The 22,026-nt window shown below is 68.5% G+C and carries 23 protein-coding genes and 1 pseudogene; 15 read left to right on the top strand and 9 right to left on the bottom strand.

The window, feature by feature from the left end; genetic code table 11:
• The first annotated feature begins 107 nt into the window (after window positions 1–107).
• On the top strand, window positions 108–929 hold the full coding sequence (locus NQZ70_RS14000; protein ID WP_165373953.1) for a transposase: 822 nt from the start codon (window positions 108–110) through the stop codon (window positions 927–929).
• Here NQZ70_RS14000 and NQZ70_RS13995 read toward each other — a convergent pair.
• Together NQZ70_RS13995 and NQZ70_RS13990 are read right to left on the bottom strand one after the other, a co-directional pair.
• Window positions 849–2,936, bottom strand: coding sequence for a recombinase family protein (locus tag NQZ70_RS13995; RefSeq protein ID WP_129574647.1), 2,088 nt, complete (start codon window positions 2,934–2,936; stop codon window positions 849–851). The genes NQZ70_RS14000 and NQZ70_RS13995 overlap by 81 nt on opposite strands.
• Window positions 2,923–3,099 (bottom strand): hypothetical protein, encoded by a 177-nt coding sequence (locus NQZ70_RS13990; protein WP_165373952.1) that lies wholly within the window; start codon window positions 3,097–3,099, stop codon window positions 2,923–2,925. Before NQZ70_RS13990 ends, NQZ70_RS13995 begins: the two co-directional genes overlap by 14 nt.
• Window positions 3,100–3,444: 345 nt before the next feature.
• Between NQZ70_RS13990 and NQZ70_RS13985 the strand changes: the two genes are divergently transcribed.
• The gene (locus NQZ70_RS13985; protein ID WP_237245294.1) at window positions 3,445–3,666 is read left to right on the top strand and encodes a transposase domain-containing protein; all 222 of its coding nucleotides are present in this window, start codon (window positions 3,445–3,447) and stop codon (window positions 3,664–3,666) included.
• Between the two features lie 330 nt (window positions 3,667–3,996).
• A complete protein-coding gene (locus tag NQZ70_RS13980) occupies window positions 3,997–5,001 on the top strand; it encodes an SGNH/GDSL hydrolase family protein (RefSeq protein ID WP_165373951.1) in 1,005 nt (334 codons plus the stop codon).
• Between the two features lie 324 nt (window positions 5,002–5,325).
• Here the strand turns inward: NQZ70_RS13980 and NQZ70_RS13975 are convergent, their stop codons facing one another.
• Window positions 5,326–5,478, bottom strand: a complete 153-nt coding sequence (locus NQZ70_RS13975) for a transposase domain-containing protein (protein WP_237245293.1) — start codon at window positions 5,476–5,478, stop codon at window positions 5,326–5,328.
• 173 nt (window positions 5,479–5,651) lie between these two features.
• Between NQZ70_RS13975 and NQZ70_RS13970 the strand changes: the two genes are divergently transcribed.
• Window positions 5,652–5,888, top strand: coding sequence for a hypothetical protein (locus tag NQZ70_RS13970; RefSeq protein ID WP_129574645.1), 237 nt, complete (start codon window positions 5,652–5,654; stop codon window positions 5,886–5,888).
• A 71-nt stretch (window positions 5,889–5,959) separates the two neighbouring features.
• Window positions 5,960–6,277, top strand: coding sequence for a hypothetical protein (locus NQZ70_RS13965; protein WP_129574644.1), 318 nt, complete (start codon window positions 5,960–5,962; stop codon window positions 6,275–6,277).
• Window positions 6,278–6,287: 10 nt separating this feature from the next.
• Here NQZ70_RS13965 and NQZ70_RS13960 read toward each other — a convergent pair whose 3' ends face one another.
• The 3 genes from NQZ70_RS13960 to NQZ70_RS13950 all read right to left on the bottom strand — a co-directional run bounded on the left by NQZ70_RS13960 (window position 6,288) and on the right by NQZ70_RS13950 (window position 7,817).
• Window positions 6,288–7,163: a hypothetical protein gene (locus NQZ70_RS13960; RefSeq protein ID WP_129574643.1), complete on the bottom strand. Its 876-nt coding sequence runs from the start codon at window positions 7,161–7,163 to the stop codon at window positions 6,288–6,290.
• Window positions 7,164–7,323: 160 nt separating this feature from the next.
• The gene (locus NQZ70_RS13955; RefSeq protein ID WP_165373701.1) at window positions 7,324–7,704 is read right to left on the bottom strand and encodes a hypothetical protein; all 381 of its coding nucleotides are present in this window, start codon (window positions 7,702–7,704) and stop codon (window positions 7,324–7,326) included.
• Window positions 7,626–7,817: a transposase zinc-binding domain-containing protein gene (locus NQZ70_RS13950; protein WP_408022418.1), complete on the bottom strand. Its 192-nt coding sequence runs from the start codon at window positions 7,815–7,817 to the stop codon at window positions 7,626–7,628. The genes NQZ70_RS13955 and NQZ70_RS13950 overlap by 79 nt, the downstream gene beginning before the upstream one ends.
• A 446-nt stretch (window positions 7,818–8,263) precedes the next feature.
• On the opposite strand from NQZ70_RS13950, the pseudogene NQZ70_RS53340 reads away from it, so the two are divergent.
• Window positions 8,264–8,566, top strand: a pseudogene (locus NQZ70_RS53340) (hypothetical protein); the annotation flags it as partial.
• A gap of 98 nt (window positions 8,567–8,664) precedes the next feature.
• Here NQZ70_RS53340 and NQZ70_RS13945 read toward each other — a convergent pair.
• Together NQZ70_RS13945 and NQZ70_RS13940 are read right to left on the bottom strand one after the other, a co-directional pair.
• A complete protein-coding gene (locus NQZ70_RS13945; protein WP_237245292.1) occupies window positions 8,665–10,206 on the bottom strand; it encodes a substrate-binding domain-containing protein in 1,542 nt (513 codons plus the stop codon).
• Window positions 10,207–10,745: 539 nt separating this feature from the next.
• Complete coding sequence (locus NQZ70_RS13940) at window positions 10,746–10,973, bottom strand: hypothetical protein (protein WP_129574639.1); 228 nt, start codon at window positions 10,971–10,973, stop codon at window positions 10,746–10,748.
• Between the two features lie 280 nt (window positions 10,974–11,253).
• Between NQZ70_RS13940 and NQZ70_RS13935 the strand changes: the two genes are divergently transcribed.
• The 4 genes from NQZ70_RS13935 to NQZ70_RS13920 all read left to right on the top strand — a co-directional run bounded on the left by NQZ70_RS13935 (window position 11,254) and on the right by NQZ70_RS13920 (window position 12,889).
• Window positions 11,254–11,406, top strand: a complete 153-nt coding sequence (locus NQZ70_RS13935; RefSeq protein ID WP_207217839.1) for a hypothetical protein — start codon at window positions 11,254–11,256, stop codon at window positions 11,404–11,406.
• A gap of 42 nt (window positions 11,407–11,448) precedes the next feature.
• Window positions 11,449–11,808 carry a hypothetical protein gene (locus NQZ70_RS13930; protein ID WP_207217838.1) on the top strand — a complete coding sequence of 120 codons (360 nt, stop codon included), beginning with the start codon at window positions 11,449–11,451 and terminating at the stop codon, window positions 11,806–11,808.
• A gap of 144 nt (window positions 11,809–11,952) precedes the next feature.
• Window positions 11,953–12,378, top strand: a complete 426-nt coding sequence (locus NQZ70_RS13925) for an STAS/SEC14 domain-containing protein (protein ID WP_129574638.1) — start codon at window positions 11,953–11,955, stop codon at window positions 12,376–12,378.
• A gap of 85 nt (window positions 12,379–12,463) precedes the next feature.
• Window positions 12,464–12,889, top strand: a complete 426-nt coding sequence (locus NQZ70_RS13920; RefSeq protein ID WP_129574637.1) for an STAS/SEC14 domain-containing protein — start codon at window positions 12,464–12,466, stop codon at window positions 12,887–12,889.
• 1,050 nt (window positions 12,890–13,939) lie between these two features.
• On the opposite strand, the gene NQZ70_RS13915 is transcribed toward NQZ70_RS13920, so the two are convergent.
• Window positions 13,940–14,089: a hypothetical protein gene (locus tag NQZ70_RS13915; RefSeq protein WP_165373950.1), complete on the bottom strand. Its 150-nt coding sequence runs from the start codon at window positions 14,087–14,089 to the stop codon at window positions 13,940–13,942.
• Window positions 14,090–16,386: 2,297 nt separating this feature from the next.
• On the opposite strand from NQZ70_RS13915, the gene NQZ70_RS13910 reads away from it, so the two are divergent.
• The 5 genes from NQZ70_RS13910 to NQZ70_RS13890 all read left to right on the top strand — a co-directional run bounded on the left by NQZ70_RS13910 (window position 16,387) and on the right by NQZ70_RS13890 (window position 22,023).
• Window positions 16,387–17,049: a fused MFS/spermidine synthase gene (locus tag NQZ70_RS13910; RefSeq protein ID WP_129574636.1), complete on the top strand. Its 663-nt coding sequence runs from the start codon at window positions 16,387–16,389 to the stop codon at window positions 17,047–17,049.
• Window positions 17,046–18,587, top strand: coding sequence for a methyltransferase domain-containing protein (locus tag NQZ70_RS13905; RefSeq protein ID WP_129574635.1), 1,542 nt, complete (start codon window positions 17,046–17,048; stop codon window positions 18,585–18,587). Before NQZ70_RS13910 ends, NQZ70_RS13905 begins: the two co-directional genes overlap by 4 nt.
• A 100-nt stretch (window positions 18,588–18,687) precedes the next feature.
• Window positions 18,688–20,277, top strand: a complete 1,590-nt coding sequence (locus tag NQZ70_RS13900; RefSeq protein WP_129572542.1) for an IS1182 family transposase — start codon at window positions 18,688–18,690, stop codon at window positions 20,275–20,277.
• A gap of 26 nt (window positions 20,278–20,303) precedes the next feature.
• Complete coding sequence (locus tag NQZ70_RS13895) at window positions 20,304–20,459, top strand: hypothetical protein (RefSeq protein WP_165373949.1); 156 nt, start codon at window positions 20,304–20,306, stop codon at window positions 20,457–20,459.
• A 136-nt stretch (window positions 20,460–20,595) separates the two neighbouring features.
• Window positions 20,596–22,023, top strand: coding sequence for a sorbosone dehydrogenase family protein (locus NQZ70_RS13890; protein ID WP_129581341.1), 1,428 nt, complete (start codon window positions 20,596–20,598; stop codon window positions 22,021–22,023).
• Window positions 22,024–22,026 lie beyond the last annotated feature (3 nt).

The raw sequence follows: 22,026 nt of genomic DNA, 5'->3' as shown, positions 1-22,026 counted from the left end.
CCTCCTGGTGCCGTCGGGGGTGTCGACGGAAGCGGGGGAGGACCAGAGATCCACGTTTCCGTGCGGCTGTTCGCGAGCTTGATCGTGATGAAGGTCGCGCGGGTGGCGTGCCTCTGTCGCCGTCGACACTGGGAGACTGGCCCGCCTTCGCGCTCGATGTGCTCGCTCCGGTGGCCGAGAGGCTTGAGGAGCGGGTGCTGGGCTCGTCCTACCTGCGCGCCGATGACACGGGGATGCGGGGGCTGGATCGAGATCATCCGGCGGGCGTGAAGCGAGGCCACATCTGGGCCTTCGTCGGGGCGGATCTCGTGGCGTTCCTGTACGCACCGGACTGGACGGCGAAGCATCCAGCCGCGCTGCTGCAGGGCTTCACCGGCTACTTGCAGGGCCATGGGTACGCGGGCTATGGCGCGATGCTCCGCGGAGGCGAAGGCGGCGAGATGATCGTGCCCGAGGAGCGTCGACTTGGCTGCGGGATGCACATCCGCGCCAGGTTCGAGAAGGCGGCCAAGGGCGGCGACACGCGGGCCGCGGTGGCGCTCTCGTACTTCAAGGCCATCTACCGAATTGAGGCAGCCTGCAAGGAGGAGGCGCTGTCCACGGACGAGCGCCTGGCGCGCCGGCAGGAGCGGTCGCTTCCCGCTGTGGACGAGCTGTATCAGTGGATTCACGAGTTGCACCTTCGGCTCGTACCAGGCACGCCGCTCTGCCTCGCTACCCAGTACGCCATCAATCAGGAGGCTGCGTGGCGGCGCAGCCTCACGGATGGACGCTTCGAGATAGATAACGGCGAGGTCGAGCGGCAGTTAAGACGTGTAGCGATGGGGGGGTCATTGTGCGTCACTCCTTCAAGTGGTCGTAATCGTTCGCCTTTTGCCACCGCGCACTTCTCGACACGGGCGCCGGTAGAGCACGCGACGGCGGCTTAACGCTTCCAGAACTGCGGGCGAGCGTAGGTCGTCGAACATGATCTGCCAGGGCGCATCTTTGACAACTTGGTGTGCCGGGAGAGTTCCCTGTCGGATCAGCTTGCGGATGACATGGTCGGTCACCTTGAGCACGCGGGCCGCCTCATGCATCGTAAGGCATCGACCGTCCTTGTGCGCCGATTGGTAGGCGGCGATGCCCGCCGTCCTTCGGTAGGATTGGACGTTACGGGCATTCCAGAAATTGTTCTGGCCCGTCCGCAGGCCCATCCGGTTGAGGGTTGCGGCGATGTGCTCGTCGGACCAGCGGGTGGCCATGGAGCGGATCACTTGATCGGCTTGCTCGGGAGCACGTCGGTTGTGCTCTCCTGACGCTGGCTTGCGGACGCGCAGTTCCGAGTGCTGCCCACCGCGCCAGTGAATGAGCAGCACGACCTCGCGCGTAGCTTCATCGACATCGGCGACGATCTCCTCGATCAGCGCGTGCACGAGTCGCTGCTTCATGGCCATCGTCGTCGTTGGCGCGTTCCACGCCGCCGTCAGGTCGCCAGCGAGTCGAAGCAGCGTCGCACGATCAGGCACCGCGCCTGGCTCGGTCACGTCCGCGGCCAAGCGGGCATCACAGTCGTGCAGGTGCGCAAGAGCAGTATTCCACCGCGCCTCAAGCTCCGCGGCAACAAGCCGATTGTCCGGATCGACCGCCTCGTAGCGGCGAGCGGCCAAGCGCACCTCATACGCGGCTTGTTGTCGTTCCAGCTCCAACGCACGCCTCCGCTCGCTCATGCCCTGCCTCGCTCGCTGCTCTGCCTGGATGGCAGCATCGATCGCCAGGGGTTCTACCGCGGCCAAGAGCTCGCGACCAACGGCAAGATCAGGCCTCGGAGCACCAAAGGTGATGCATGGTTGGAGGCCATGCATCGTATGACCGACGCGACAGGCGTACCGCGCCACGCCGGGGCTGCGGCCTACATAGGTTACTCCCAGCATGCGGCCGCACCGGCGGCACCGTAAGAGCCTCGAGAGCAAGGCGCGGCCACCGCGGCCTGATTTGGCGCCCCCAGCGGCCTTGCGAAAGGCGTTTCTGGCGAGGCACTGCTGATTTTGCTCGAATCTGGCCCACGTGATGTAGCCGCGATGGTGTTCCCGCAGCAGCACGGTCCATTTGTCCATGGGGCGCTCGTGGCCGTAGGTCGTATGCAGTCTTCCATCGACCAGGCGGGTTCGATGCTCGGACTTGCCATAGACGTAAGCACCGGCGTAGAACGGGCTTTGTAATATGGCGATGATGTTGCGGTATGCCGGCGCCCTCCACTCCACGCGGCCCGGTCGCTTGGGGTCCTCGGGGCGCGGAAAGAGTATATGATCACGGCACATCGCGAGTAGCACCTGCCTCGCACTGCCCAACCGAGAAAAGAAGCGGAATACCGTCCGGACAGCCTCCTGGACGCGGCGGTCCGGATCCAGGTCCAGTCCCGTCTCCTTCGACCAGACGTACCCGACCGGCACCGCGACGCGGAGCTCGCCTCGACGTGCCTTCGAAACAGCTCCTTCGACCAAGCGCTGGCGCATCACCGTGAGCTCGAACTCGCTCATGGTGCCCTTGAGCCCAAGCAGCAGTCGATCGTCGGGATGGCTCGGATCGTACACGCCCTCGGCGTCGATCACCCGGGACCCCACAAGGCCGCAAAGCTCGAGAAGATGGTGCCAGTCGCGCCCATTGCGAGCCAGGCGGGACGCTTCCAGGCAGAAGATAGCTCCAACGCCTCCTTCGCATACCTGGGCCACCAGTGCCTGAAATCCAGGCCGTTCGGTCGTACCGCTGGCGGAGCGACCGAGGTCCGTATCAATAGTGACTACATCGCGAAACCCGTACGAACGGGCCAGCTCAGCGAGATCGTACTGCCGACGCAGGCTCTCTTGGTTGTCGTGCACCTGCACGCCGGTCGACTGCCGCACGTAGACGACGGCTCGGCGCTCTACCACGCTCTGCGGAAGGTCACTTGGCTTCATCGCTTACCTCCTGCGCCTTGCGGCGCATGCTGCCGGCCGCGCTGAGGAGGATTTCTGCGAGAATTTCGACGCTCTCGGCGGAAGCCTCGGGCGGCAGGCATGGTCGCTGGCTCGGCGGCGGCGTCGTTGTCGATGGCGGCAGCGGCGCTTGGATCGGCTTCATGGTTCCCCTCCTGGTCATCGGTCGAACCATGGTCGGGTGCTGGGGGAGCGCAGCGGAAACGGAGGTCGTCGAGCAGGCCGCGGAGGTCTATCAACGCTTGGACATTGGGCCGAGCGGCGCCGATGCTCATCCGCGCGCATGCGACGCGGTCGAGCATCCAAGCAGGCAGGACTTCCCGCGTACCGTCACCCATCTCGCAGACGGCGACGAGCTCGCCTTGGCGGTGCTCACGGTAGGACACCTGAACCCGCTCGCCATACGCCGGGTGCCAACGGTAGTGCACCACGCAGCGCAGGTCGACATGGGCAGAATGATCGGGTCTTCGCACTCGGAAGAAAGAACTACTTGTTCGCAGGCTCCGACAAGGGCGCTCAGCGCCTGGCCATCGGCTACACGATCTTCGGCTCGTGCCGGATGCACGGAGTCAACCCGCTCGCCTGGGCGACGGACGTCATCGGCAAGTTGCAGGCGGGCTGGCCGCGCGGACGGCTAGACGAACTGCTGCCCGACGCCTGGGCGAACTCGTTGCTCTCTGCTCCGAGCGCCGGCGACGCCGACGCGACCTGAACCACGCGCGCTTTGGTCGGCGACACAGGTGGAGGCCACCTCACCGGGCCCTCTTTCAGGACCGCCTGTGCCCGCGCCGAGTCGTGGGCCGACGCCGCCCCGCGCCCAACATCGTGGACCCCGGCGAGAGCCGCAAGGGGCCGTGCCCATGGCGATGGTCGGGTGGTTACGGTGTAACCGCCGTTCGCGCTCGGGCGCCGCGTGGCCGCGAAGAGCGCCGCCGTCCAGACGCACTTCCCCTCGCGATGAAATCGTTCAACGATGACGGAAACTTCGACAAGCTGCGCCTCACAATCGCGGTGGAGCACGCGATCGTGCTATGCGTAGCACATGCTCGTACACCGACTAAAATTCTCTTCTTCCGCCGTCCTCGCGTGTGTGGTGCTGCTCGTCGCAGCGTGCAGTGACGACGCCGACTCGCCGGGCACGACGACGGGCGGAACCGCGAGCACGACCAGCTCCGGGACCACGAGCGGCAGCGGGACAGCGGCGGGTGGCGGCGACTCGCCCGGCAGCTCCGCGTCGAGCGCGACCAGCGGGGGCGCCGGCGGAGCGGGCTCGGGTGGCATGGGCGGCGGATCCGACGGTGTCGGAGGTACCGCGGGCGACGGAGGTGCCGCGGGCGACGGAGGTGCCGCAGGGGGCAGCGCTGGCGAGGGCGGCGGCCCGGCATTCCAGCCCTGCCCGGCGAGCGGCCCCTGTAAGATCATGCCCTTCGGCGATTCAATCACGCAGGGTTTCAACGTCGCCGGCGGCTACCGCGCCCCGCTGTTCCACCTCGCGCTCGAAGCGGACCGCGACATCACCTTCGTCGGTTCCGCCAATGATTACAGCGTGCCCATGGTGGACGGCGTGACGTTCCCGAGGAACCACGAGGGTCACGGCGGCTGGACGATCGAAGGCAACAACGGCATCGCGAAGCTCGTGGGCACCAGCATTCCAAATTACGCGCCCAACATCATTACGTTGATGATCGGAACGAACGACATCAACGGTAACATCAACATTGCGGACGCACCGAATCGCCTGGGCAAGCTGCTCGACTCGATTTTCATGCGTGATCCGAACATCCTCGTGGTGCTCGCGCAGATCGTGCCGTCGAGAACGGACGGCACGAACAACGCCATCAAGGCCTACAACGCGGCCATGCCCGACCTGGTTTCGACGCGCGTCAGCAAGGGGCAGCACATCGTGCTGGTGGACATGTACACAGCGTTCACCGACGACACGAACTACAAGCAGTCCCTCCTCGCCGACAATCTCCACCCGAACCAGGCAGGGTATAACCGCATGGCCGATGTTTGGTTCCAGGCGTTGAGCCCGTACCTCCGCTGAAATCGAAAGGCGAACGCCACCAACGCTCGATCAGATTCGCGGCGCACGCCGTTCGAGCCGAAATTGAGGAGCTCGCGGCGTAACCCCGGCGATTGGTTCGCCCCGGCGCAATCACCTCGCCTGGTATCGAAAACGAATGGCACCACGACGCGGCGTAAGCGCCCGGCCATCGCCATGGGCACGGCCCCTTGCGGCGCTCGCCGGGGTCGACGATGCTGGGCGCGGGGCGGCGTCGGCCCACGACCCGGCGCGGGCGCGCGTGGACTTGCAAGGGAGCCCGGCGAGGCGGCATCCGCCCGCGTCGCCGGCCGAAGCTCGCGTTGTTCAGGTCGCGTCGGCGTCGCCGGCGCTCGGAGCAGGACGCGACGATCTCGCCCATGCGTCGGGCAGCAACTCGTCCAGCCGGTCGCGCGGCCAGCCCGCCTGCAGCGTGCCGATGACGTCTGTCGCCCACGCGAGCGGGTTGACTCCGTGCATCCGACACGAGCCGAAGATCGTATAGCCCACGGCCAGGCGCTGAGCACCCTTATCAGAGCCCGCGAATAAATGATTTTTTTCTGCCGAGGGCTACACGTCTTAGCTGCCGCACGACCTCGCCGTTATCTAGCGCGCCGGCAGCGAACAGCGGGTGCACGGTCAGCGTCGACGAGTTGCCCTCCCAGAGGCGCCTCACCATCGACCTGAATGGCCCCGGATACTTTGGGCCGTGCTGCTTCTGGGTCGATGGGCGCGAGCTCCACGCCACGAAAGACATCCGGGGTGAGCGCGACGACGAGAAGTTCAAGGAAGAAGTCCGAGCGGACGTGGCCAAGCTCGGCGGATTTGTGAAGATCGTCGATCGGACCTGGAGGATCAAATCGCGCGACGCCGGAGGCATCATGTACTGATGTCAACGCCGTCCCAGTACGGTGGCCCCCGGTTGGGAGAGCGGCACGACCGACGAGAACAGCTCGGGGGAGTGGCTCAGAAGCGCGGCGCGGCCGCGGGCGTGCAGCGTGGGGACGCGACCGGCGGCAGCGGCTTCGTGACCGTCAGCGCCAGCGGCGGCTTCATCGCCGAGGACGTCGAGATCAGGCACAAGAAGATGAAGCTCCGCTTCAAGTGCCCGGGCGCGGCCCGCCGCCCGAACGCGGCCCAGCTCGCGCTCGCCGAGGCGAGCCTCGAGGCGCAGTTCCCCGGCGACGAAGGCATCTTCCTCGGCCAGCTCCTCGGGCAGGCGGTGTCCGTGGTGCTCCGGGTGACGTGGGCGATGAAAACCTCGGTGGAACCTCGGTAGAGGACCAGCGTCATTGGATGCAGCCTGAGCCGACAACGCCGGGGTCCGCCACGGCGCCGGTGACCGCGTCTACATGTATTTGGACGTAGCGTTGATCTTCGCATTCGTCACCCCAGCCGACGCCGACTACGTATGCTAGCGTCTCGTTGGCAATACCGAACATCGGCTGGCTCCGGGACGTCGCGTCGTCCGGCGCGCCGTGCAGGCACCGCGCCGCGAGCAGCCCGACGCGCTTCGCGTCCTCACTGGACATCGTCGTCGTCACCTTGGAGAGGTCGAAGAACGGCCCGACCGAGATCTGCGCGCGCAGGCCCTCGGGCTCGTTGCCACGCTCCATCTCGTACGCTTGCAATGCGCCGTCGAGGTCGCTCTTGTAGTAGACGAGCTGTGTCCCGCGGTAGGATCGGGAGACGTGGATGGTCAGGCGGTCCGGCTGCTGCCGCAGAACGGGCGGCGCGTCAGGCGTCAGCCCGAGCGCGGTGAGCACGCTGGCGATGTCGCTCTCGGCGCGCGAGCCGTCGAGGGGCGTGAAGTGACGCTTGCTCCACCAGCGCAAGAGCAGGAAGCTCCCGTTTTCGTCGTTGTAGCGCTCGACGCGCCCCTCGCCCGTGTCCCAGCGCGTGACCGGACGCCCCGTGAAGTCGGCCGCCGCGCGCGGCCCCTGGGTCACGGGGTCACCCGCGGCCTTCGCGAGGGCCCGCGCGAGCGCGTCGGGCGAGCCCGCGAGCATGCCGACCAGGGGCGCGTTGCGCGAGAGGCGCGCGGCGGCGAGCGCCTGGCAAGTTGTGAGCGCGGACGCCGCCGGCGGAGCGCAGCCGGCGAGGAGCAGGGCAAGCAGAAGTGTGGCACCAATGGGATGAGAACGACTGGTGGCGACAGCCAACATGATGTCGAAATCTACCTGTCCCGGGTAGGAAGCGAAAGTCTGACCGGCTGAGCTCCGCGCCCCCGTGGCGCTCGCGCGCGAGGCCAGCCTGCGCCCGGCCGCCGCCGATCCCCCACCTCACCAGCAGATCCAACGAGTTCACTCGGCTGTACAATATTGTCTACACCACGCTGGTAAGGTAGTGCTCTTCACGAAGAGAGTCGTCCATTCGACGCCGCCCGACGAGCACCTGGACGTCTGAGCGATGATTCATCAAGACCTCGCGACGGCGCGGCGGTCGCAGCGTGAACGTCGGCGGTGTCATCGCGCATGCTCGTCGCATGCCCACCGTGATGCACGGCATCTGCTCGGTGAACCCGGAGCTCCGCGGCAGGAGCTGGTTGTCGATGGCGAACGTCAGCCGCGCCGAAGGCCCGTGCCACGCGAACGAGAGCGGGCGCGCGCTCCCCGCGGGGCCTAACGTCACCGAGGGGCCGACATCGTACCCGCCGGACGCGTCGAGGACCATGACCGACGGCGCCACGGAAGCGTCAACACCCACGGACGGTGCGCCACCTCGGGCAGGACGTCCTCGATCAGGTTCGCCGCGGTGGCACACATGCGTCGGCCCAGACACGACGGGCAGAAACCGCGTCCTTTACAGCTGAAGGCCACCAGCCGACTCTCTTCGCAGCGCTCGCACCGGAGCCGCGCGAACCCGCGGCAGAGCGGGCTCGACGTGCGGCCCAAGCTTGCTCACCCCTCCGGTGCCACCGGCAGCCCGAGCAGCCGACCGATGGCCTCGTGAACGATCCGGGCCGCCACCTCATCCTCGAGGGCGACGGCGCGGCATAGGGTGCTGGCGAGCGAGGCGACGACCGCAGCCCGACGCGACGGATCGGTTACGGCGAGCTCCCCAAGCCCGGGGCTTGGCCGCTGGGCCCGGGTTGGGTCCACGCCCACCGAACGGGTGCGATCAGTCGCCACGCTCTCCCGAGATCCCCGCGGAAGCGACGGATCGCGACGGTTCGCCCCCGCGAAAGAGTCCCGCCAGAGAAACGGTCGATGACGACTTGTCGGCCGTTTTGTGCCTGAAGGCGCCTTGGTGAAGCCGCTGACGGATGCGCCGAGCGGTGAGTTCGACGGCCTCGCCCCTCAGAGCGGGTGCTCGGCGTGCGCCATTCGCGCGGACCGCAGCTACCAGTGTTGGGGTGACAACAGCTCGGGCCAGTTCGCGGCGCGGTAAGTTCGTTGCGGTTGCGGCCGGCGGGACTCACACCTGCGGGCTGCGCCCGAACGGCGACATCGATTGCTTCGGCTCGGACTACTGGCAAACGGCCGCACACAGCCCCGCCACGTTCAAGGCTGTGGCGGCCGGCGTCCACCACAGCTGCGGGCTGCTCTTGAACGGCGAGCTGCGTTGCTGGGGCTTCTACCTGGACGAAGAAGCACCGCCGCTCACCGGTTCTTACGACGCGCTCTACATGGGCGAAGCGGCGCTGTGCGCGCGGCGCAGCGCCGATCACGGCATCGAGTGCGCCGCCACGAGATCAACCACGAAGATCGTCCCGCGCGCACGGTCGGCGTCACTCGCCGAAAATTTCCCGCAGGTGCGAGTTGAGCAGCTTCCCCTGCGGCGCGTAGGTAAAAGAAGCCGGATTGCAGCGCGAGGAAGCGTAGCGCAGCAAACCGAAATGGTGGGACCGCGAGCGTCGTGATGGGTCGGTCCTGGGACGCCCGCCGGAACATCGAACGTGTACTCGGCAGGCTCGCTCGAGCCCACGACCTTCGCATGGCGTGGACGGGCCCGTCGCTCGTGGACGACGGCTGGTCGTGCACGAGCGTGAAGCCCGACGGGGGGAGTCACGTCCGGAGGATCGGCGACGACCTCGAGCGCGGCGAGGAGCAGATCCTCCTCGAGCTGCGCGCCGCTACTGCTCTGCGCCGACCTCGTAGAGGAACTCGTTGTAAGCGTCGACCTTCTCCCACGGGACCACGTCGACGCCGAGGTCGAACTGGCTGCCTTCGACGAGCTGCGGCGCGAGGATCTCCTTGATCGCGTCGAGGCCGATGCTCTTGATGCCGTAGACGATGTAGGGCCCGAGGTACCCTCGTAGTACTGCCGCTGGACGTGCGTGGCCTTGATGCGACCCTGGCGCATATAACCGGCGGTCTCCGGCGCGAAGTCGAAGGTGACGATGGGGAGGTCCGGCGCGTCCGCGGCGTCCGCGGCCAGCACGCATCGATACGAGTCGATGAACATTCCGATCAGGCCCACGACGGGCGGGTCGGCGTCCTCGATCTCGCCTCTCATCAACTCGACGTCCCTGGCTTGGTCATGATAGATGGACTGATGTACCAGAACGTGGTAACCGGCTGCCTCGAACACGTCCCTGGCGCCCTGAGTTCGATTGACACCGTCGACCCAGATCGGGTCGGCCCAGCCGTGGATGAGCACCGTGCCCGGCCCCTCGGGCAGCATCTTGAGCAGGGTGTTCCCTGCCAGGGCCCCGGCATACTCGTTGAGTATCCCGACGTAGATCTGGCGCTTCGAGCTCACCAGGTCGGCGTCGAGCGTCACCACGGGGATCCCCTTCGCGATGGCCTCGTCGAGCGCGGCCGCGTTGCCTTCGCCGACGGGCGTGATGACTATCCCCTCGGCGCCGTCCGCCACCGACTGCTCGATGTGTTGAGTCTGGAATTTCGTCAATTCCTCCAGCTCTGTCTCAGTACTGTAAGGCGCGAGCACGTTCCCCGTGGCCCTCCCAGAGGCCCCGAGCTCACCCATGGCTCGGCTCGCGCCCGTGGCGATCGGCGCAAAGAAGCCGTCGAGGGACTTCAGCAACACCGCGATCTGCATCGGTTCGATCGAGCTCTTGTTGATCTCGGCGACGAGCTCGTCGATGGTCGCCTCGATCTCGAGCGGGATGAACTCGCTCCGAGGAAGCGGCGTTCGCTGGATGGGCGCGGCTGTCTGCGCCGCGTCCGGATCGCTCGAGCCGCATGCCGCCGTCGTCAGCATGAGCCCGATGGCCACTGCCCAGTTTCGCCCAATCATCGTCATGAGGCCCCCCTGCTACGTTGTCGCTCGTTCGTACGTGTTCGTGCGGTCGCGCGCGGCACCGTTGCGCGCAGATCAGACCTGATGCGCGCCCGGCGTCCGGAGGCGGCCCACTCGATCACGACGATCGAGTCGGCAGCGGGACAAGCGGCCAGCGCATCACGTGCCTGTTCCCCCCGAAGCGATGCGACGCGACAGGTCACATCGAGTCCTTGCGCGACCTGATGGACATCGCATCACAGCGAGGAGCCGCATGTCAAGTGGCGTCCAGGGCGAAAGTTTCCAATCTAGATGGCGGGATCACGCCAAGCTGCTGTGGAAACCTCTGGGACCAGGATCCATCCTCGGAGATCGCGTTCCTTGTACGTGGTTGGCGGCTCCTCAGCCGCGAGGTGAGCACGAGGACGCCGAGGCGGATCCGCGCCGACCTCGTTCATGGGCGCGAGATGTGGTGTTCGTCGAGCTGCAGTCCTCCTCGACCCGGAGGATCTCGGCAGCATCCACCGCGCGGTGGTGGGCGCGCCTTCAGGCGACCCGCTGGCCTACACGGCGACGTGCGCGACCACGTCGAAGCGGTTCTCCCGCGAGCGCTTCCACGAGTCTCCCGCGAGCGCTTCCACGAGCGCCATGATCGGGAGTCGGTGCTGGCCCGGCCAGAGCGACCCGTGGTACAGCGAGCTCGTCCTGCCCAGCGGCGCGCCGCACGGGGCCGCCGCGCGATCGACCGCCCCGAGCGCGTCGACCGCGCCCTCTCCGCAAAGCGGGCCCATGCGGCGGCCGCTGCGCTAAGCTCCGCGCCCTGTGCCCGTCCTCACCGCTCACGATCTCCACAAATCCAGTACGGTGGCCGCCGCGTGGACGCTGGGAGAGCGTGCTGGAACATCGGTCGGCTCGCCGAGCGCGGAGAGAAGCGGACGATGTTCCGGGGCTCGGTGACCATGGCGACGAGCTTCATCCGCCCCTTGCAAGCTGGGCACTCGAGGACATCGATCGCAAATGTGCGGCGCAAGAGCTCGGCGCGGTCTGTCGACCGCTCGATAGCCGCCACGCATGCGTTCGGAGCGGCGTCAGGGTTCGGAGCATCCGCCCGACGGCGTGCTCTATGACCTGACCGACCTCGCGCGTTCGCAGGTGAGCGTCTCCCCCGCCGGACGCGCGACCATGACGGCCGCGCTCGCGGCGCCCGCGGACGATTCGGTGTAGCTCTCCGGCCTCGCGCTGCTGCTCGCACCACGGCGCGGCCGTGTGTACGGCGAGGTGGTGCGCGCCGGCGACGTCGCCTCCGGCGCGGCGCTGGTCGACATGGCGGGCGCCGATGACCTCGCCGTGATCGTGGTGAACGGCCTGCAAGAAGGCGACTCGCGCAAGCCGACGCTGTGCATCGGCACGCCGGACGAGATCGCCGCGTGCCGGGCCGCCGCGGAGGGCGCCAGCGGAGGCCGAGGCGCCGGAGGCAAGGCGCCCGCCGAGGGCACAGGGGGCGGCGTCGACGACGGCGGGTGCGGCTGCCGCGTCGCGGCGCCGGCGGCCGCGGCCGCGAGCTCCGCCGCGTCCTTCGGCTGCGCGCTGGGCGCCTCGCTGGCCGCGCGCCGGCGCCGGCGCTGAGCGGGGGCTCACGCGCCGGGCGACGCGCTCGGCGGCAGCGCGCGGAGCGGCGCTCGGTGAGGCGCGTCACCCGGCGAGCGCTCTCCCGCGCCGGCCCCACGAGCGCTCGTCGTGCCGTGAGCCCGATGCGCTAGCCTGCTGGAGATGAGCGAGCCCCATTCCGAGGACGCATGCCCTTTCCTCCGCGAGGACGCCGACGGCATTCTTTGTTTCGCCATCGAGGGGGATATCTCGGACGAGATCGCACGCTCTCTCTGCGCCGTGTTCCGGCGCGTGTGGGAGAGCGGTCGCGAGGTCTTCGTGCTCGCCGACGCCCGCCGCGTCGGGACCCTGACGGCGGCGGCGCGCAGCGCGCTGGCGGAAGAGCTGCGCGGCGTGCGCTTCGGCGGGGTCGCGAGCTTCGGGGCGAGCTTCTCCGTGCGCGTCGTGACGACGCTCGCCTCGAGGAGCGTGCAATTCTTCACGGGCGAGGTCTATCCGCTGGCGTTCTTCGACACGGAGGACGAGGCGCGCGCGTGGCTGCTCGCCCAGCGAGACGCGCTCCGGGCCACGCGGCGGCAGGGCGCATGACGCCCGCCGCCCGCCGAGGCGCGCGCCATCGGCGCAGCGCCGGCGCGCAGGACGCGCGTCGCGGGGATGGGCTACCATGCCTGGCATGAGCGCTCCCCGTCCGGCGGGCGCGAGCTTCGAGCTCCGCGAGGAGCCCGACGGCCTCCTGGTCATCGCGACCGACGGCGATGTCCTGGAGGACAACGCGCGCGCGCTCGTGGACGCCTTCCAGCGCCTGACGGACAGCGGCCGCGAGGTGCTGGTGCTCGCCGACGCGCGTCGCTGCGGGGCGGTCACGCCGGCGGCGCGCAAGGTGTACCTGGACGGGCTGCGCACGGCGCGCCTCGACAGGATCGCGGTCTTCGGAGCGGGCTTCCATATCCGCGTCATGGCGACGCTCATCGTGAAGAGCATCAACCTCCTCACGAAGCGGTTCCCCTTGCTCGTGTTCTTCGAGACGGAAGCCGAAGCGCGCGCGTGGCTCCTCAAGCAGCGGGGAGCGCTCCGGGCCGGGCAGCGGATCCAGGCGTGACGTCACCCTCCGCGGCGCGCCTGCGGGGGCGGATGTGCGCCTTCTTCGCGTCTTCCATGCTCGAAGTTCCATGCGCCGCCGCGGCGCTCCAGCGCCCCCGCTGACGGGCGCGCGCGCCGTGACGGACGCGCTCACGCGGCGCGCCGACGACCCGGCGCATGCGCAGCCCCGAGCCGCGACCCACGCGCTCGATCGGCCGCTTCGCCGGTCGATGGCGCCGTCGTCGATGGCCCCGTACAGCGTCTCCACGTTGTCGCGCACGATCTCGTAGAGCGTCGTCTTCTCGGGGCGACGGCGCTCGTAGACGACGCCCGTGGTGCGAGCCGCGCTGGCCACACGGCGCCGACACCGCACGCCGCACGCCACGCGGTGAGGGCGCGTTGTCGCCGCGAATTTCGACAACCCGCCGGGCTATCGCCCATGGCGGCGCCATCGCGGAGCGGAGGGCCGGGGGGCGGCGGGCCGCGACGCGCGCTGCCGCGGCGGCGGAGGCGCTCGCCGAGCCCCCGGCTCGCGCTCGATATGTCGCCGCGCGAGAACGCAGAGCGCGAGCGCGCAGCGTTGCAGGCGGAGATCATCCGGGTGCAGCAGAGCCGGCTAGCGGAGCTGTCCACGCCGATGCTCCCGATCACCGAGCAGGTGATGATCATGCCTCTCATTGGGACCATGGATGAGCAGCGTGCCAGGCACGTGCTTGCATCTGCGCTCTCTGGCGCCGAGGCGCATGGTGCGCGTGCCGCCTCAGTGCCAGCATGCAGGAGCCGCTTCGCCACTCGTTTCCCCACCGCTCCCCGTGGCGTCCGCAGTTCCGCCATGGCGTCGCCATGCAGCATCGCGGCGAGAGGGTCGTCGCCTGCGCACGCCGCCACGCTTGCCTCCCGGCACAGGCCTGGTGCTTGCCGGCATCACTTTCCGGATGCCTCCGGGGCGCTTCGGCACGCAACCGCCGCGCGCGGGCGATCCCAGTAGAGCCTGCGGGCACTGGCGAGCGGCAAGGCTCCGGCAGCGAGTCGACGCGAGCGGCGGGCTCGACGTTCGGCCCAAGCTTGCTCACCCCTCCGGTGCCACCGGCAGCCCGAGCAGCCGACCGATCGCCTCGTGAACGACCCGGGCCCCCACCTCGTCCCCGAGGGCGACGGCGCGGCTCAGGGAGCTGGCGAGCGAGGCGACAACGGCCGCCCGAGGCGACGGATCGACCATCGCGAACTCCCCGGGCCCGAGGTCCGGCGGTCGGGCCCGGGTTGGGCCCACGCCTCCCGAGGGGGTGCGATCCGCCGTCACACTCTCCCCAAATCCCGGAGGATCCAACGGATCGCGACGGTTCGCCCCCGCGGAAGAGTCCCGCCAGAAAAAACGGCCGATGACGAGCGGTCGCTGGAAACAATAGCAATTTTGATAGCTTCCGCCCGTCTCGCCGCCGAGGGCGGCCCCGGTGTGGCCCAACGGAGCGCCCTCCGCCGCCGCGTCGCCCGCGGTGAAGGGCCGGCGGCATCACCGATCGGGGTCGGCGCCTGGCCCGGCGGCAGAGCGGCGAGCGAATCTCCTTCGCTCGCCGCCCGTTGCCGGGCCGTTCGATGCGCTGCCGCCTGTGTCGGGATCGCGCCTGCGTCCCGCGCTCTGCCGGCCAAACAACTCGGCTCAGCTGCCCGGCCCGGCTTTGCGGGCCGGGTCAGCTGCAGCCGAGGGTTCGGCTGCCTGCTCGTCCTTCCCTCGAGCCAAGATGAGAGCGGCACAAAGCGTACAGCGTAGGTGCGGCGAGCTTCGGCCAATACGACAACGGTCCCCGACTGAGTCCGAAGTCCACCACGAAGCCGCCTTGGGAGATGCTCACATCGGCCTGCTGTGGTGCCAAGATGATCGTGGCCATCTTCCGCACCTCGGGAACGTCCACTGCATGGACGGCACCGCGTAGCACTGCGCGCGATCGTTCAGACGAGCGCGCCCGAGTCCCCCACGCTGGCCCCCCAGAACTCGCCTTGGCTCACCTGGACGATGACGAGGGTCGTCTCGCCGCATCTCGGCTCCGCTTCCAGCTCACCGTCAAGGCGGGAGGTCTCTGTTTCGCCGATATCCTACGCGCGGCACGGCGCGCGATGGAAGGGCTTCGATGTTCTGGATGCGCCCAATCACCCATAGGTAACCCGAAGGCACCGCAGATGAAGTACCACTGGAATCCACCGCGCACGTTTCACGGGCGTGTCATGCGAACGTCATCGTCGACTGGCAGGATGCGCTCATTCCGTATGAGCAAGATGACGCTGTATACGAGCGACGACGAAACGCACCAGCCCGAGGGCGAGCTCTGCTGGACGGCGCTCGTCGAATACGATCCTCGAGATCGGGACAGCGTGCGCAGGGCGCGAGAAGCGGTGAGGGACCATTTTTCGCTCACATACCTGCCGGTCCTGTGCAGCGAGCCAGAGCCGAGCTGGCTGGAGAGCCTGCTCGGAGCCATCCAATCAAGATTCCCCGCGCGGCGACGAAGGCGCGTACCGTCGCGTGCTTGGTGACGCCCAGATCCTTCGTTTCGATGGAGAGCTCGCCGCGCCCCTCTTCAACAGATAAAACCTCCACCCCACGCGGGGGTCTCGGCGACAGCGAGGGTTTCGTCCGTGGTCGCCGCCGCCGTGTCCCTCGGGCATCCGGATCGGGATCGTCGAGGTGACCACGATGCACGTCGTCGGGGCTGCGATATAGCGCACTCTCCAGGTCCGCGGCCGAGGCGCGCGCGGTCGCGGCCTTCAATGAAGTGATGGGCCAGGAACCCGGCATCGCCCCGCTGCCCGACCATGCAATTTTCCCCGGTCGTGTCGGTCAGCGGGTTGTCGGGGGTCGGTATCGACGTCGCCCATTGCCACCACTGGGCGCTCAGGTCGCGGCAGGGTCTGGGGCCGGCGGGCCCCGTTCCGGTCGGAGCCATGACCCCGAAGCCGAGCACGATCATCGCCACGAGGTTCCTCGCGCTGTTCTTCATGGCGCTCTCCTTCTCAACGAGGGACGGAGCCATGCTCTGTCCTAAACGTGGACACGCTTGAAGACGTCAAACGAAGGAATGTCTCCCAGCGGCAACGATACCCACAGCGTAGCCATGTGCAATCGGGTAAACCTGTCACCCGAACACGATGACAGAGAGACAGAAGGAACCCCGATGTCTCTCCTCTGTCCCCGTCATCGAGCGAAGCCTCTCCGGACGGAGGACACCATCGCTCTCCTGATGCCGTCGTCCTTCAGGAAGCCACGGCAGGTCACGGCGGTGACTTCGCTCACAGCAAGGTCAGCCAACATCTTGAGTTCTTTCGATCATCGAGCAGTCCGGCGCGGGCCTCACGCGCGCCGGCACCTCCGTCTCCTTCGCCCGCGACCAAGACGTCGACGATGACGTGCTGGTCCTCGGGCGAGGCGAGGCCGCGGGCGGTGCTCCGGACACCGAAGAATGCGCTTGCCAAGCCGCTCTACGAGGGCATCATGGCCCCGGCCCCCCCACAAGGGCCGCAAGCATGCCCTCGCAGACCCTCGCGACCAAGCTCGCCCCGCCGGACGCTGAGCAGCAGAAGGCGCAAGCCATGGAGCACTGGCTCTTCCCGGTGTTCTTCCTCTCGGGCTCGGCAGCGCTGGTGTATCAGGTCGTCTGGCAGCGCGCGCTCTACGCGATCTACGGTGTCGACTTCCTGTCGGTCACGATCGTCGTCACCGCGTTCATGCTGGGTCTCGGCCTCGGGAGCCTCGCGGGTGGGGTGCTCTCGCGCCGGCACCCGCGAGCCGCGGTGACGCTGTTCGCGGTCGCCGAGCTCGGGATCGGCCTCTACGGCGCGTTCAGCCTCCCCCTCTTCGCCCTGATTGCGGGCGTCACGCGCGGCGTTGGCCATGTCGCCACCGGTGGGGTGGCCTTCCTGCTCGTGGTGCCCCCGGTCATGCTGATGGGGGCCACACTTCCCCTCCTGGTCGGGCACGCCACGTCGCGGTCGCAGAACGTCGGTCGCTCGCTAGGCAGCCTCTACTTCACCAACACGCTGGGTGCGGCGTTCGGCGCCTTCCTGGCGGCGCGCTACCTGCTAGGCGGGCTGGGCCTCCGGGCCACCACGGAGGTCGCCGCGACGCTCAACGTCCTCCTCGGTGTGCTCGTGATGGTTCTGCGCCGGCGGCGTCGCGGCGAGCCATGAGGCTCCTCGTCGCCGTCATCGTCGCCACGCTCGGCGGCTATCTGGCGCTCTCGCACGAGGTCCTCTGGGTCCGGGTCTACAGCTTTGCGACCGAAGGCGAGCCGGAGGCCTTCGGCCTTCTGCTCGCGGCCTACCTCGCCGGTCTGGCCGGCGGCTCGCTCCTCGCCGGTCGCTACTGCCGGAGCGCCGCGGCGGAGCGCTCCGGGCAGCTCTACCGCGTGGGCGGGGTGCTCGTCGCCGGGGCGCTCGCGGCCTTCCTCGTGGCCCCCGCCGTCGCGCACCTCGTCGGCCGCGGCGTGGATCCGGCCTCGACGCTGCCTGTCTTCGCGCTCGCCAGCGCCTGCCTCGGCGCGGGGTTTCCGCTCCTGTGCCACTTCGGGATCCCCGCGGACGAGCTGGCCGGCGCGCGGCTGTCCTACGTCTACGTCGGCAACATCGCGGGCTCGACGCTGGGCAGCCTGGTCACCGGCCTCGTGCTGCTGGATGTCTCGCCCCTGCGCGAGCTCAACGTGGCGCTCGCGATCGCGGGCGCCGCGCTCGGCGCGATGCTCATGCTCTCCGCCTCGAGGACGGCGCGCTCGCGCGTGTTCTGCGGCGCGCTCCTGGCCGCCGCCATCGCGTTCTTCGTGGGGTCGGCGCCGACGCTCTACGGCGACCTCTACGAGAAGCTCCTTTACGGGCCGGAATACCGCGAGCACGGTCGCTTCGCCGACGTCATCGAGCGTCGCGAAGGCGTCGTCACGGTCTCCCGGTCGGGCACCGTGTACGGCGGCGGATCCTACGAGGGCATCGCCAACGTCAGCCCGCTGCCGGACAAGGACGAGAACCGGGTGCTGCGGGCCTACCTGGTGTCCGCGTTCCACCCCCAGCCGCGCGACATCCTCATGATCGGCCTCGGATCCGGCTCCTGGCTCCAGGTGCTGGCGAACGACCCCGACGTCGAGCACCTCACCGTCATCGAGATCAACCCCGGCTTCGTCGAGGCGGCGCGGCGTGCGCCCGTCGTCGCGAGCGCGCTGGACAACCCCAAGGTGGAGCTCCTCATCGACGATGGCCGGCGCTACCTGGGGCGGACCTCGCGGCGCTTCGACGTCATCGTCGAGAACACCATCGTGCACTGGCGCTCGTATGCCTCGATGTTGCTCTCCCGAGAGATGATGGAGCTGTCCCGCCGGCACCTGAAGCTTGGCGGCGCGCTCTACTACAACACCACCATGTCCACCGCGGCTCAGAAGACCGGGGCGACCGTGTTCCTCTACGCCGTCCGCTACCAGAACATGCTGATCGCGAGCGACGGTCCGATCGCCATCGACCGCGCGCGCTTCGAGAGAAAGCTCGACGCCTGGCATATCGACGGCCGTCCCGTGCTGCCCACCGGCAGCCGCGCCGCGCAGCTCGACCTGCTGAAAGAACAGGACTGGCGCGGCGGGCCCACGTGGGAAAGCCGGGAGTCGATCCTGCAGCGGACGCAGGGCGACCCGATCATCACCGACGACAACATGGCGACCGAATGGTGGGCGTTCGACACGTACCCCTAGAGCACCGATCAGGTTGATTTTGTGACAATCCCCGGCGCTTCGATGGAAGGCTCGACCGTCTCGCCGGGCCATGATCTCGTCCGCGGCCGGAGGTTCACGGATGGAACGATGGTCGCCGCCGGTGGAGCTGTCGCGGCAGGAGCAGTCGCTGATGAAGCGGCTGACACGCGTGAGAGCCCTGTTCGGCTTTCTCAGGCTGCACCGGCACGAGCTGTTTGATGAGACGTTCCAGGAGCAGCTGGAGGGCATGTACCGGATGACGGGGGCAGGCGAGCCGCCGCATCCGCCGGCGCTGATGTGCATGGTCACGCTGCTCCAGGGCTACGTCGGCGCATCCGATGCCGAGGCGGTGGAGCTGTCCGTCGTCGACCTGCGCTGGCAGATGGTGCTCGGCTGTCTGGGTGCGGCCACGCCTCCGTTCTCGCAGGGCGCGCTGCAGGCGTTCCGGGAGCGGATGGTAGCGCACGAGATGGACCGAGTGCTGCTGGAGCGGACCGTGGCGCTCGTTCGGTCCGGCGCGATGACGGAGGGCGAGAGGCGTGCGGTGTCCAAAGCGCTGCGCGTGGCCATCGACAGCCGCCCTTTAGCGGGGGCCGGGCGGGTTGAGGACACGATCAACCTGCTCGGCCATGCTGCGCGCAGCATCGTCGGCGTCGTGTCGAAGATCACCGGGCGTCCTGCCGAGGAGATCTGCCGCAAGGCGGGCATCCCGCTGCTTCTGGCGCCCAGCATCAAGGCCGGGCTCGACCTCGACTGGAGCGACCCGAAGCAGAAAGCGGCGGCGGTCCAGATCCTGGAGCGGCAGGTCTCGTCGCTGCAGCAGTGGGTGGACCGGCATCTGGACGACGTCGTCGAGCAGCCACTTCGCACCTATCTTGATGCGCTCACACAGGTTCGAAACCAGGACCTGGAAACAGCCGAGGATGGCACGATTCGCATCCGGCAAGGCGTTGCGCCCGACCGCCGTGTCTCCATTGAGGATGTCGAGATGCGCCACGGCCGCAAAAGCCGCTCGAAGCGGTTCGACGGCTACAAGGAACACATCGCACGCGACCTTGACCTTCCCGTCATCGTCGCCTGCGCCGTCACACCAGCGAATCGGCCTGAAGAAGAGGGCGCCGCGCCGCTCGCCGAGGACGTCCAGCATCAGGGGCTACGTCTGGTCGAGCTTCACATCGATCGCGCCTACGTGAACAGCCCGGTCGTTGACGACGTGCTCCGCGCGGGCGGCCAGGTGTTCTCGAAACCTTGGGGCCAGCGGGCTCGCAGCCCCGGTTTGTTCAGCAAGCGCGACTTCAAGATCGACCTGCGCGCCAAGACGATCACGTGTCCGGCAGGACAGGTCGAGGTATTCGAACCGGGCGACACGGTCGAGTTTGATCCTGAGGAGTGCGGCGCGTGCCCTCTGCGAGCTAAGTGCACCCAGGCCGCTTCCGGACGAGGTCGGACGGTATCGATCGCCAAGGACGAAGCCCTGCAGCGCAAGTTCCGGAAGCTGCAGCAGACCGGGCCGGGGCGCGAGGTGCTCCGGCAGCGGACAGCTGTGGAGCATGCGCTCGCCCACATCGCAGCGCGGAAAGGACACAGCGCGCGCTACATCGGCGCCAGGAGAAACCTGTTCGACCTCCGCCGCGCAGCGGCGATCCAAAACCTCGAAGCGGCCCAGCGGCTGATGCAGGAGGCGGCGTAAACCATTGGAATTAGATGGTTTTCAACATGTTCGGCGCTCTAGCCGGCCTGAGCTGGCCGATGCTCGAGCGGCAGCTCGGGCCGGACGGCCGGCGCGACATCGAGCTCGCGACGGCGCGGGCGGTCCCCGTCGACCTCGCCAACGACGTGCGCCTGACGGCGGTCCGTCACCCGCGCCGCTGAGCGCGATCGCTGGCGCCAGGGAGAGCGGAAAAGAGCTCGGATTCCCCTCGACGACCGTCTTGAATGCGCCACGTTCGCTCCGCCGACCCCCGTAGGAGGGGGCCGGACGCGACGGGGGGACTCCATGCAGCCGCAGATGACGCGCGTCTCGACGGAGGCGCTGAAGGACCTGCCCACGCCCGCGCGCCGCCGCGTGGATGCGGCGGATGTCTGGGCCCCGGAGGGCTATGAGGTGGAGCCCGTCGTGGCGGGTCTCTCCTTCCCCTGCGCCCTCTGCTTCGACGCCGACGGCACGCTCTTCTTCGCCGAAGGCGGCAGCACCTGGCCAACCCGGCCTTACATGACACCGCGCATCTGGCGCATGGCCCCGGGACGCGCCCCGGAGGTCTTCGCGGTGGAGGACCTGGGCGGCCCCCGCGGCATGGCGGCCCGCGACGGCTATCTCTACGTCTCGCTCAAGGGCGGCTACAACATGCGGGTCACGCGCCACGACCTGCGGACCAGGGAGCGTGTCGTCCTCGTGGACGGGATCCCCTCGGGCGGCTGGCACGAGCCCGGGGGGCCGGTCTTCGGGCCGCACGACGGGAGGATGTATTTTGGCCAGGGCTCCGTGGGCCTGCAGGGCGTCGTCGTGCCCGAGGGCTTCACCGTGGACCTCGCCAAACACCCCCACGCGCACGACGTGCCGGGCCAGGACGTCACGCTCACCGGCAATACCGTATGGGCGCGCGACCCACGCCTGCCCTTCCCCTACTATGCCGAGACCGGCCCCTTCCAACCCTTCGGCACGCCCGTGACGAGGGGCCAGGTCGTCAAGGGCCAGCTCAAGTGCAATTCGGCCGTCTGGCGCTCCAGGCCCGACGGGAGCGAGCTCGAGCTCCTCGCCTGGGGTATCCGCAACCCCTTTGGGCTCGCCTTCGGGGAAGACGGCCACCTCTACGCCACCGACAACGACTTCGAGGAGAAGGGCGAGCGCGCCATCGGCGAGGACCCGGACCGCATCTGGCGGATCAGGAACGCTCGGGTCCCGCCCGGAGAGGTCAAAGAGCCCGAGTGGTTCGGCTATCCGGACCTCTGCGGCGACGGCCTCCCCGCCTGGCACGAGCTCCATCGGCCGAACCGGGGGAAAGCGGCCGAGCCCTTCCTCGAGGACGCGCCGCCTTGGGCCGGCCCCGCCGTCTTCCTCTTCCCGCCGCACACGGCGCTCGGGAAGCTCGCCTTCAGCCGCTCGGATGCGTTCGGCTTCCGCGGCCATGCCTTCGTCTGCCAGTTCGGCACCTATGCGCCGCTCAACACGAACCGCGAGGCCGCGCTGGGCCGGGGCTTCCAGGTCGTCCGCTGCGACATCGCGGCCGGCACCGGCGAGCCCTTCCTGCGAAACCGGGCTCCCGGTCCCGCGTCCGGCACCCCAGGCAGCGGTGGAATCGAGCGGCCCGTGGATTGCGCGTTCAGCCCGGACGGCAAGAGCCTCTATGTGCTCGACTTTGGCAACAACACGGCAACGCGCAGCTACGTGGTCGCCTACGCCCATACGGGCGTGATCTGGCGCGTGACGAAGCGGTGAGGG

Source organism: Sorangium sp. So ce836 (assembly GCF_028553905.1).
Taxonomy (GTDB): Bacteria; Myxococcota_A; Polyangia; order Polyangiales; family Polyangiaceae; genus Sorangium; species Sorangium cellulosum_D.
This window is presented reverse-complemented; position numbering and strand designations above follow the sequence as displayed.

Bases quoted from the DNA above. Each gene is read 5' to 3' on its own strand.
- NQZ70_RS13995 (WP_129574647.1), bottom strand. From the start codon at position 2,936: ATGAAGCCAAGTGACCTTCCGCAGAGCGTGGTAGAGCGCCGAGCCGTC.
- NQZ70_RS13990 (WP_165373952.1), bottom strand. From the start codon at position 3,099: ATGAAGCCGATCCAAGCGCCGCTGCCGCCATCGACAACGACGCCGCCG.
- NQZ70_RS13980 (WP_165373951.1), top strand. From the start codon at position 3,997: ATGCTCGTACACCGACTAAAATTCTCTTCTTCCGCCGTCCTCGCGTGT.
- NQZ70_RS13975 (WP_237245293.1), bottom strand. From the start codon at position 5,478: ATGCACGGAGTCAACCCGCTCGCGTGGGCGACAGACGTCATCGGCACG.
- NQZ70_RS13960 (WP_129574643.1), bottom strand. From the start codon at position 7,163: ATGTTGGCTGTCGCCACCAGTCGTTCTCATCCCATTGGTGCCACACTT.
- NQZ70_RS13945 (WP_237245292.1), bottom strand. From the start codon at position 10,206: ATGACGATGATTGGGCGAAACTGGGCAGTGGCCATCGGGCTCATGCTG.
- NQZ70_RS13940 (WP_129574639.1), bottom strand. From the start codon at position 10,973: ATGGGCCCGCTTTGCGGAGAGGGCGCGGTCGACGCGCTCGGGGCGGTC.
- NQZ70_RS13935 (WP_207217839.1), top strand. From the start codon at position 11,254: ATGCGTTCGGAGCGGCGTCAGGGTTCGGAGCATCCGCCCGACGGCGTG.
- NQZ70_RS13925 (WP_129574638.1), top strand. From the start codon at position 11,953: ATGAGCGAGCCCCATTCCGAGGACGCATGCCCTTTCCTCCGCGAGGAC.
- NQZ70_RS13920 (WP_129574637.1), top strand. From the start codon at position 12,464: ATGAGCGCTCCCCGTCCGGCGGGCGCGAGCTTCGAGCTCCGCGAGGAG.
- NQZ70_RS13915 (WP_165373950.1), bottom strand. From the start codon at position 14,089: ATGGTCGATCCGTCGCCTCGGGCGGCCGTTGTCGCCTCGCTCGCCAGC.
- NQZ70_RS13910 (WP_129574636.1), top strand. From the start codon at position 16,387: ATGCCCTCGCAGACCCTCGCGACCAAGCTCGCCCCGCCGGACGCTGAG.
- NQZ70_RS13905 (WP_129574635.1), top strand. From the start codon at position 17,046: ATGAGGCTCCTCGTCGCCGTCATCGTCGCCACGCTCGGCGGCTATCTG.
- NQZ70_RS13900 (WP_129572542.1), top strand. From the start codon at position 18,688: ATGGAACGATGGTCGCCGCCGGTGGAGCTGTCGCGGCAGGAGCAGTCG.
- NQZ70_RS13895 (WP_165373949.1), top strand. From the start codon at position 20,304: ATGTTCGGCGCTCTAGCCGGCCTGAGCTGGCCGATGCTCGAGCGGCAG.
- NQZ70_RS13890 (WP_129581341.1), top strand. From the start codon at position 20,596: ATGACGCGCGTCTCGACGGAGGCGCTGAAGGACCTGCCCACGCCCGCG.